Source organism: uncultured Campylobacter sp., assembly GCF_938030815.1.
Classification (GTDB): domain Bacteria; phylum Campylobacterota; class Campylobacteria; order Campylobacterales; family Campylobacteraceae; genus Campylobacter_B.
In genome coordinates this window covers 1-9,549 of the sequence record NZ_CALHII010000040.1, presented here as the reverse complement: position 1 = coordinate 9,549, position 9,549 = coordinate 1, and the positions used below count along the sequence as shown (strand labels likewise).

Annotated in this window: 9 protein-coding genes and 1 pseudogene; 5 read left to right on the top strand and 5 right to left on the bottom strand. The window is 52.1% G+C overall.

Going from position 1 to position 9,549, the window contains the following annotated elements:
* Nucleotides 1-50 precede the first annotated feature (50 nt).
* From Q0277_RS01135 to Q0277_RS11160, 5 genes and pseudogenes are all read right to left on the bottom strand, one after another.
* A complete protein-coding gene (locus Q0277_RS01135; RefSeq protein WP_297994691.1) occupies nucleotides 51-593 on the bottom strand; it encodes a hypothetical protein in 543 nt (180 codons plus the stop codon).
* 177 nt (nucleotides 594-770) lie between these two features.
* Nucleotides 771-1,418, bottom strand: coding sequence for a hypothetical protein (locus tag Q0277_RS01130; RefSeq protein WP_297994689.1), 648 nt, complete (start codon nucleotides 1,416-1,418; stop codon nucleotides 771-773).
* 80 nt (nucleotides 1,419-1,498) lie between these two features.
* Nucleotides 1,499-2,575 carry an undecaprenyldiphospho-muramoylpentapeptide beta-N-acetylglucosaminyltransferase gene (gene murG / locus Q0277_RS01125; RefSeq protein WP_297994686.1) on the bottom strand — a complete coding sequence of 359 codons (1,077 nt, stop codon included), beginning with the start codon at nucleotides 2,573-2,575 and terminating at the stop codon, nucleotides 1,499-1,501.
* Between the two features lie 129 nt (nucleotides 2,576-2,704).
* Nucleotides 2,705-3,934, bottom strand: a complete 1,230-nt coding sequence (gene ftsW, locus Q0277_RS01120) for a putative lipid II flippase FtsW (RefSeq protein WP_200522758.1) — start codon at nucleotides 3,932-3,934, stop codon at nucleotides 2,705-2,707.
* A gap of 587 nt (nucleotides 3,935-4,521) precedes the next feature.
* Nucleotides 4,522-4,905: pseudogene (locus Q0277_RS11160) on the bottom strand (GH3 auxin-responsive promoter family protein); the annotation flags it as partial.
* A 71-nt stretch (nucleotides 4,906-4,976) separates the two neighbouring features.
* On the opposite strand from Q0277_RS11160, the gene Q0277_RS01115 reads away from it, so the two are divergent.
* From Q0277_RS01115 to Q0277_RS01095, 5 genes are all read left to right on the top strand, one after another.
* Nucleotides 4,977-5,840, top strand: a complete 864-nt coding sequence (locus Q0277_RS01115) for an ELM1/GtrOC1 family putative glycosyltransferase (protein WP_297994694.1) — start codon at nucleotides 4,977-4,979, stop codon at nucleotides 5,838-5,840.
* The gene (locus Q0277_RS01110) at nucleotides 5,837-6,913 is read left to right on the top strand and encodes a glycosyltransferase family 4 protein (RefSeq protein WP_297994683.1); all 1,077 of its coding nucleotides are present in this window, start codon (nucleotides 5,837-5,839) and stop codon (nucleotides 6,911-6,913) included. The genes Q0277_RS01115 and Q0277_RS01110 overlap by 4 nt, the downstream gene beginning before the upstream one ends.
* Entirely contained in the window at nucleotides 6,910-8,097 is a 1,188-nt protein-coding gene (locus Q0277_RS01105) for an O-antigen ligase family protein (RefSeq protein ID WP_297994680.1), read from the top strand. Before Q0277_RS01110 ends, Q0277_RS01105 begins: the two co-directional genes overlap by 4 nt.
* Nucleotides 8,094-8,909: a polysaccharide deacetylase family protein gene (locus Q0277_RS01100; protein ID WP_297994677.1), complete on the top strand. Its 816-nt coding sequence runs from the start codon at nucleotides 8,094-8,096 to the stop codon at nucleotides 8,907-8,909. The genes Q0277_RS01105 and Q0277_RS01100 overlap by 4 nt, the downstream gene beginning before the upstream one ends.
* A partial coding sequence (locus Q0277_RS01095; RefSeq protein ID WP_366517313.1) for a glycosyltransferase occupies nucleotides 8,906-9,549 on the top strand: 644 nt, incomplete at its 3' end. The genes Q0277_RS01100 and Q0277_RS01095, both read left to right, overlap by 4 nt.

Sequence of the window (9,549 nt, the reverse complement as noted above, 5' to 3'; positions counted from 1 at the left end):
TAACACAGCTTGGGTGATGGCTAAACGGTCAAATTTAGGGGTAGTCATGATTATTTTCTCCGTAATTCAAAACGAATGGTGGCTAATTGTTGCTTCTGAATGGATCCAAACATATTTTTACTTTCAAGTACCCCCAGAGAACTATGCCCCTCTGTGCTGGGTTCATTAAAGCGATACCGCGTGATGTAGCCTTCATATCTCCAATATCCCTCTGATACGTATTCATTCGGAGCAGTACCAACACCACCTGAGTAATGGATGTTTGCTAAATTGGGGCTAGGTTCTAATCTAACAGGAACATCTAATAATTTCCAATGGCACACCGTACCATCAGGGCGGCTTTCATCCAACAGCTTATCGCCAAACACCGTAGCCTGATAAACATTCGGCTTAATTTTATGAAATTCAAGCGCAAATTCCTTGGTTAATTCCTTATAAGCCCCTGCCCATTTATCTACCAACTGTTCGCAGTTGGATTCATAAATTGCCCAAATATTGGTAACCACCAAATTAGTAGGAGCTTCAATCAACGTAACAGTAAAATCGTAGCGTTGCGTGGGGTTGGGATTAAGTTTAGGTTCGTAATCAGTCATTTTGGATTTTCCTTGGGTGAGTGAACAAGAAGTCAGCAGCAAAAGGGCGAGTATGCTGGGGGTAAGTTTGTGGGACATGGGTGATAAATTCCTTTTGGTGATTTGACTAAAAATAAGTATATTTTAATAACACAGCTTGGGTAATAGCTAGGCGGTCAAATTTAGGGGTAGTCATGATTATTTTCTCCGTAGTTCTACACGAATAGTGGCTAATTGTTGCTTCTGAATAGGACCGAACATATTTTTACTTATAACTGCACTCAAAGAGAAATGTCCTTTATTGTTAGGCTCATTGAAGCGATACCGCGTAATGTAGCCATCACGCTTCCAGTATCCTTCTGATACATAATGATTTGGTGAAATACCCACCCCACTTGAATAGTGAATATCTGCCAAGTTGGGGCTGGGTTCTAACCTAACAGGAACACTCAATAATTTCCAACGGCACTCCATGCCATCAGGTCGGCTTTCATCCACAAGTTTATCGCCAAATATCGTAGCCTGATAAACATTCGGCTTAATTTTATGAAATTCAAGCGCAAATTCTTTGGTTAATTCCTTATAAGCCCCCGCCCATTTATCTACCAGCTGTTCGCAGTTGGATTCGTAAATCGCCCAGATATTGGTAACAACCAAATTGGTGGGAGCTTCTATCAAGGTAACGGTGAAATCGTAGCGTTCCTTGGGATTTGGGTTGAGCTTGGGTTCGTTGGCTGTGTTGAGTTTTCCTTGGTAGAGTGAGCAAGAGGTCAGAAGCAAAAGGGCAAGGATGCTGGGGAAGAGTTTGCTGGATGCAGGTCGGTGGGATTGGGTTGCTGTCATCATTGTTTCTCCATCGTTTAAGTGGTTTTAGGCAGCCTGAAAACGGGGGAGAGGCGTTTTCAGGCTGCCTATTTTGTATCAGCCTATTTTGTATCAATCGTATCCAGCACAATCTCGGCGACTTTATCGGCGCTGTGCGGCATGGCGAGCGTGCGGGCGCGGCTTGCCCATGCAAGGCATTGCTCGCGCGTTAAGCCGCCGATGATTTGGGCGAGCTTTTGCGCGGTGAGCTGCGATTGCGGCAGCAGCAAGCCTGCTTCGGTGGCGACCATGTAGCGCGCGTTGGCGGTTTGGTGGTCGTCCACGGCGTAGGGGAATGGCACGAGCAGCGCGCCCACGCCGGCGGCGGTGAGTTCGGCGATGGTGAGCGCGCCTGCGCGGCAAATCAGCACGTCGGCATCGCGGTACACGGCAACCATGTCGTCCACAAATTCAATGCACTCGGCAGCTACGCCTGCTTGCTGGTAGGCAGCTTGCAGCGTGGCTAAATTGCCGCGCCCTGATTGGTGGGTGATGATGGGGCGTTGCGCTTGGGGCAGCAGGGCGAGCGCGACGGGCACGGTTTCGTTGAGCACTTGCGCGCCCAAGCTGCCGCCCACAATGGCGATTTTCAGGCTGCCTTGGCGTTCGGCAAAGCGGCTTTCGGGCGCGGGTAGGGCGGCGATTTCGGCGCGGACGGGGTTGCCCACTAAGCCATCGGGGTATTGCGGGAAGGCTTGGGGAAAGGCGTACAACACGCGCGCTGCCCATTTGGCGAGCCGTTTGTTTGCCATGCCCGCCACGGCGTTTTGCTCGTGCACAAAAATCGGCACGCCCAGGAGTTTGGCGGCGAGCCCGCCGGGGAAGGTTACAAAGCCGCCGAAGCCGATGACAGCATCGATGTGGTGTTTGCGGATGATGGCTTTGGCAGCCTGAACGCAGCGCAGCAGCATCAGAGGCAGGGCGAGTTTGCGCAGGATGCCTTTACCGCGCACGCCTTTCATGGCGATGAGTTCCAGCGGGATGTTGTGCTGCGGCACGAGACGTTGTTCCATGCTGTCGTGGCTGCCGAGCCAGACAACACGGTGTCCTTGTTGTTGCAGCGATTGGGCAACGGCTAGGGCGGGGAAGATGTGTCCGCCTGTGCCGCCTGCCATCAGGAGAATGGTTTTGGGAGTCATGGTTGGGCTTTCTGGTTGGGCTGTTTATTAAACGGGAGCGATGGGCAGCCTGAAAATTGTTTTTGCTTATATAAAGCGGTGCTTGTGTGATGCTAAATACTTTTCAGGCTGCCTTTTGCTGCTTGGGCATTATGTGTTTTCAGGCTGCCTTTTGCTGGGCTTGGCGTTGCGCTCGCGCGGGTCGGATACGGAATAGCCGCGCAGGGAAAGACGGTTTTCATAATCCACGCGCAAGAGCATGGTGAAGGCAATCAGCATAATCACCAGCGAGGAGCCGCCGTAGGAAACCAGCGGCAGGGTGAGCCCTTTGTTGGGCAGCAGGCTGATGTTTACGCCGATGTTCACAAAACTTTGCGCCGCCACCCACACGCCTACGCCTGTGGCGATAAATGAATTGAAATGCAAATCCAAGTCGCGGGCTTGTTTGCCGATGGAAAAGGCGCGCCAAATAATCCAGAGATACACAAAAGAGAGCGCGGCAACGGCGATTAAGCCAAGCTCTTCGCCGATAACGGCGAGGATGAAGTCGGTGTGGGCTTCGGGCAGAAAGCCGCGTTTCATGATGGCATTGCCCAAGCCTGTGCCCAGCAGGTCGCCTTGGTTCATGGAAAGCAGCGAGCCCAAGCCTTGGTAGCCTGCGCCGGTGGGGTCTTTCCACGGCTGCCACATCACTTCCATGCGGCGCATGCGGAATTCGGAGGTAACAATCATCAGCGTGGCAACGGCAATCATGACGCTAACCGCGCCCCAAAACCATTTCATCGGCACGTTGGCAAGATAAAGCAGGCAGATAAAGATGCCGAAGATAACGATGGCGGAGCCTAAGTCGCGCGTGAGCGCCACCAGCGCGATGCCGATGCCGATGGGCATGCCCACCATAATCACGCGGCGAAAGTCGTGCAGCACATCGACGCGGCGTTTGAAAAAGCTCGCCATATACATGATGGTGATGAATTTGAACAGCTCGCTGGGCTGGATTTTGAAGCCGAACGGGGTGGCGAGCCAGCGGCGCGCGCCGTTGACGATTTCGCCGGTGAACGGGACGACCGCCATCACCGCTAGAGTGAGCAGCAGGAGATAGGTGGTCCAGCGTTGCCAGCGCCACAGGGGCACGCGCATCAGCCCGAACGAGACGGCCAGCCCGAGCAGGGCGAATTGGGTTTGTTTGATGAGAAAGAAGCCGCGGTTGTCGTAGCTGTTTAGCCCTGCTTGCGCGCCGGATGCGGAATACACCATCACCAAGCCGAAGCAGAGCAGGCACAGCAAAAGCCAAACGAAGGTTTTGTCGTAGGTTTCGCCGTTTTTGAGCAGGTTGCGGTCTAGGAGTTTGTCTAGCAGTGGGGTTTTGTGTGTGGACATGGGGGTGTTTATTTATGGATTTATGGGAAAGGGATAGGGTGTTTGGGCTGCGCTGAAACTTGTGGTACGCGTTTTCAGGCTGCCTTTGGGGCTGGTTTTATGCCGCGCATTAGGCAGCCTGAAACGGAGTTTAGCGCAGCGAAAACGGCAAGGGCGTATTTTAACTGGATTGCGTGGGTTTTTCAGGCTGTGTTTAGCAGATGGAGGATTTATTTTGTTGGATGGGGGAGGGGAGGCAGCCTGAAAAAGGGGCGATAGCATTGGGTGGCAGCGAGTTGTCCTGCTCTGCGGATATTTCAGGCTGCCCCAATATTTGCGCCCGCGTTTTCGCATCGCAAGGCAGCCTGAAATGGGGTTTGGCATAGTGGTTATAGGTTGGACATTGATGCCCGATAAGCACAGGCACATTTATTTTATACGCCACAACATAACAGCGTCGGGCATAAATGCCTGACCTACTTGGGTTTGCGAAGGTTTCAGGCTGCCTATGGCTTGCGCAATCAGGCAGCCTGAAATGCGGTTTGGCATGGTTAAAACGTTGCCATTGACGACGAGCCGTCGCCACTCCATTTGGGGTTTCAGGCTGCCTATGTGATGGGGGGCAGCAGCATGGGGATTTTTTGTGTGCCGAGTACGCGGCTGGGGGCGTGTTGGCTGGCGTAGGCGAGTAGCTGGGGATGGGGGCGGGCGGTGAGGTTGCCGAGCTGTCCGATTTGTTGGGCGTAGTGGTATTGGGGGTTGGCGCATAGGGCGGTGTTGAGCGCGGCAAGGGCATTTTCGGATGGGGTGAACGTGGGTTCGTGCCAGAGGATGTAGTGCGGCTGCGGGGTGGTGCTGCCTTGCAGGAAGAGGCAGCCTGAAAACGGGGCGAGGGCTTGGGGGATGGCGTGGGCGACAAAGGCTTCGGTGAGCTTTTCGCCAACGAGGTCGCTGGTCAGGCTGCTGCGCCCGATAAAGTGTAGGCTGGGGACGTTGGCATGGGGGGAGGCTTGGACGAGTAGCCAGTCTTGGGTGTGACCTTGATGATGGCGGTGCGAGCGAGATAAAAGACGCGGACCTCAAAAACGGATCAAATTTAAACAACCCCGCTTTAAACAGCCTCGTCGCGTCAGATAGCGTAAATTTAGATGCCGCGCCGAATGGTGCCAATTCAGACGCCGTATCATATAACGCAAATTTAGACGCCTCGACAGATCGCAATTTAAATTTCGCAGATTTCGATCTATTCGTAGGCGCGGGCTCTACGAGCTATTACGCGCTGAAATTTTACGCGCGCAGATACGCAAAGCCGAGCGTAGCACTAATGTATCCGAAGGGCTACCGCAAGGATTTTAGCGTCATCATCGCAGGCGCGCATGATCGCCCGAAGCCGCGCGCGAACCTTAAAATTTCACCCGTCTCGCTTAGCTTTTCGCGCCCGCAGGGGCTGTACCGGCTGCAGCGTAAATCCATCGGATTTATCATCGGCGGGCCGAATTCCTGCTTTGAGATGGGGGATGAAATTTTAAAGCAGATTGAGGGCGTAAGAGCGCGGTTTGCGGACTGCGAGTTTGCGCTAACGACCTCTCCGCGCACGCCGCGGGCTACCGAGGGCGCGCTAGAAAAGCTTGGCTGGGATTACAGCGTGATTTACGGCCGCGAGCCCGTAAATCCGATCGGCGATTTTTTGGCGCAGTGCGAGTGGGTCTTTATCAGCGAGGACAGCGTCTCGATGATAAGCGAGGCTGCATCTAACGGGAGCGCGAGCGTAGCTATTTTGAGTTTAAAACGCAAAGACGCTCATAATAAATTTGACGATTTTATAAGCTCTCTCGTTTCTTCGGGATATGCTAGGCGCTACGATGAAGCGCTAAAAAAGACCGCGAAGTACGATCTGAAGGAATTTGTGAGGGAGATAAAAATATGAGGGTCGTGCAAATCCTGCCCGAGCTTAACGAAGGCGGCGTCGAGCGCGGCGTAGTCGAGCTAAATAGAGAGTTTGCGCGGCGCGGCATCGAAAATTTCGTTATCAGTAACGGCGGCAAATTGGCGCCCGATATAGAAAACGGGGGCGGCGTGCACGTGCAGCTCGACGTTTGCTCCAAAAGTATTCTAAGCGCTGCGGCGCGCGTTTTAAAGCTGCGTAAAATTTTAAGCGGGATCGCTCCCGACATAGTGCATGTCCGCTCCCGCGTGCCGGCGTGGCTGGTTAAATTTGCTCGCCCCAAAGCAAAGATCGTAAGCACCGTGCACGGGATAAATTCCGTAAATTTCTACAGCAAAATCATGACGGATGCGGAAGCGATCATCTGTCCTAGCGGCTATGCGCGCGATCACGTGGTGCGAAGCTACGGCGTGGATGCGGCCAAGATCACTATTATTCCGCGCGGTATCGATCTAGTAAAATTTAATCCCAAAAATTTAGATGAGCGCTTTATCGCGGAATTTCGGCAGAATTTTAACCTTGCGCAGGATGATTTCATCGTCTCTGCCGTGGGGCGCATCACGCAGATTAAGGATTACAAAACCCTAATCCGCGCCGCGGCTTTGGCAAGCGAACAAAAGCTTAAAATTTTGATCGTAGGCGGCGTGGGAGCGAGTCGCGACGAGTATTTTTCCGAGCTAAAATCGCTCGTAGAGGGGCTTGGTCTCTGCGAGCGCGTAATTTTTACGGGCTCGCAGAGCAAGGTAGCCGAGATTTACTCGCTCTCGTCGGTCACGGTAAGCGCTTCGAGCAAGCCCGAGAGCTTCGGGCGCTCGATGGCTGAGGCGATCGCGCTAAACTGTCCCGTGATCGCGACCCGTCACGGCGGCGCGCTGGATATCGTAAGAGAGGGCGAAAACGGCTATTTTTTTGACGCGGGCGATGCGCAGGCGTTAGCGGAGCTGTTTGCCCCCGCGCGCGAGCTGAAATTTGACGGCTACGGCTACGTTTCGCAAAACTTCAGCCTAGAGCAGATGGTAGAAAAAACGATAAAGGTTTATGAGAGTTTAATATGAAAAAATTTTTTTACGAAAACGGCGCGCCTAGCGGCTGGAGAATCACATTTTTAACGCTGCTGCTTCTTTGGTGCGCGTCGCTATTTTTTAAAAACGCAGTCTATCAGATTTCCTTTGCGGCGCTAAATTTACTCTTTTTGGTACATCTATTTTATTTTAAAAACTACGCAATCCTAAGCGAAATTTTGAAAAAAACGAGATTTATCGCGATCTGCTTCGTATGCGTCGTCGCGACGCTAGCGGTCTCAAACCTCCTAAACGAGGCGGTTATCTCAAAAAAGGCATGGCAGAGCACGCTATTTTTCATCCTTCGATACGGCACGATATTTTTGGCGCTTTGCTATTTTTACAAGCTCAAATTTTTTGATCAAAACGCCGTTTTTGCCTTTTTGTTCGTGGGGCTTGGAATTTTATCGGCGAGCGTGATCTACCAGCTTGTAAGCAGCACCGATGCGATCGTCTTTTCAAGCGACTCTGTTCGCGGCGGTCTTAGCGGATCGCTTTCGAACCGCAATATCTTAGGGCTTTTTATGGGCTTTGGGCTCTGCCTTAGCGCGGTGGCGATACGGCGGCCTTTGGCGCTCAAATTTGCGGCTCTATTTTTATTTGCATTTTTTATGATCTTTTCATTTTCCAGAGCGGCGTGGGTCGGCGCGTTTTGCGCGCTTGTGTTTTACGGCGCGCTAAATTTAAAGAGTTTAAACAAAAAATACCTGCTTTTCACGGTATGTTTCATCGCACTTTTCGCCGTTTTACTCGCGCTTTCGCCGTCGTTTGAGCAAAGGCTAGCAGCGCTATTTAGCGGCGATTCCTCAGGCAGAACCGTGATTTGGAGCTATATTTTAGAAATGGCGCAAGAAAAGCCTATCTTGGGCTACGGACTGGGCTCATATATAAATTTGCCGGGCTCCCCGGTTCTTGAGCATCCCGAATACAACGCACCTCACAATCTATTTTTAGAAATTTTACTTTATAGCGGCGCGCTCGGGCTTATCTTTTACGGCGCAATCCTATTTAGCGTTTTTAAAGAGTGCGTCCAAAGCAGGCAGTTTGGGGTTCTCACGCTTTTAATTTATCTTTTGATAGATTGCCAGTTCGATCACGGCGCGTATCTGTCGAAAGAAGCGCTAAGCCTGGCTACGATTTTGAGCTTTTTGGCCTATCGCATGAGGATTGAGAGATGATCTACGCGGCGGCGGTTTTGGCTTTTGCGGCGCTTTTTGCGTGGTTCTGCCTACGCTTTGCGTGGTGGGCGAAGGACCAACCTTACGAGTATCCGCGCGTGCTGATGTATCATATGATCCGCGAGCATCTGCCAAAGCACGCCTCTAAATTTAACCGTCTGCGCGTGATCCCCGCCGCGTTTGAAAAACAGCTTGCGTGGCTGAAACGAAACGGTTTTACGAGCTACACTTTAAGCGAGCTTGCAAGCTTGGATAAAAAGCCTGCAAAGGCTGTTTGCATTACCTTCGACGACGGGTATCGCGATAATCTCACGGGCGCTCTGCCGATACTTCAAAAATACGGCTTTAAGGCGACGATTTTCATCGTGAACCGGCGCTTTGACGGGGATTGGGCGACCGATAAGGATCTGAAAAAATCAAGCGATGAGCTAAATCGCGAGGAGATGCTAAGCGACGATGAGGTTCGCGAGCTTTTGCAAAGCGGGCTCATCGAGATCGGCTCGCATACGCTCGATCACGCAAACTTGCCTAGCTTAGACGCGGCAGAGCAGCTGCGTCAGATGAGCGAATCAAAGCGCGAAATAGAGGCGAAATTTGAGATTTCTTGCAGCGCTTTTGCCTATCCGTTCGGCTTTTACGACGAGATTAGCGTCCGCTGCGCGCGCGAAGCGGGCTTTAGCTGCGCCGTTACGACGCAAAACGACGTGTTGCGCCCGCACTACTCAAATTTTGAAATTCCGCGCATCATGGTTAGCGGCAGGCAGGGGCTCTTTAGCTTCATTTTGAAGATGAAGAAGGGCAGAAATAGATGAAAATCGCCTATCTTTGCTGCTCCAGATTTTACGGCGGCGTCGAAAAGATCGTGATCGACTCGCTAAATGAGCTTTGCAAAAGCGAGCAGGCGGCGCTAATCGTGCCCGATAGATGCGAGTTTTTGCAGCGTCTGGATGCTCGCGTGCAAATTTATGAGTACAAAAGCCGCGACAAGCGCTACAATCCGTTTTTGTTCGCTGAAATTTATAGGTTTTTACGCTCGGGCGGATTTGAAATTTTACATTCGCACGGCGCCAAAGCCGCGCAGATTGGCTTCGTGGTAGAAAAATTTTTAAATCTTAAGCTTGTCGCGACCAAACACAACGACCGAAAAGCACCCGTTTTCGATCGCGTGCGAAATGTCATCGCAGCCTCGCGCAAGGTCGCAACCACGATAAATCACGCCGCAAAGGTGATATATTTCGGCATAGAGCCGCGGCGGGAGTTTGCAAATCATGAAATTTGCGCGCTCTGCAAGGACGTGGAGGGCGCCGCAGACGAAGCGCCCAAAGAAGCAAAGGACGCATGCGGCGACTCGGCTGACACTGCGAATACGTCGCAAAACATGGCTGGCTCTACATTTGCGTCGCAAGATACGCCTAGCGAGGCGCGCGTGCCGCAAGATAGGGCTTTTCGGTC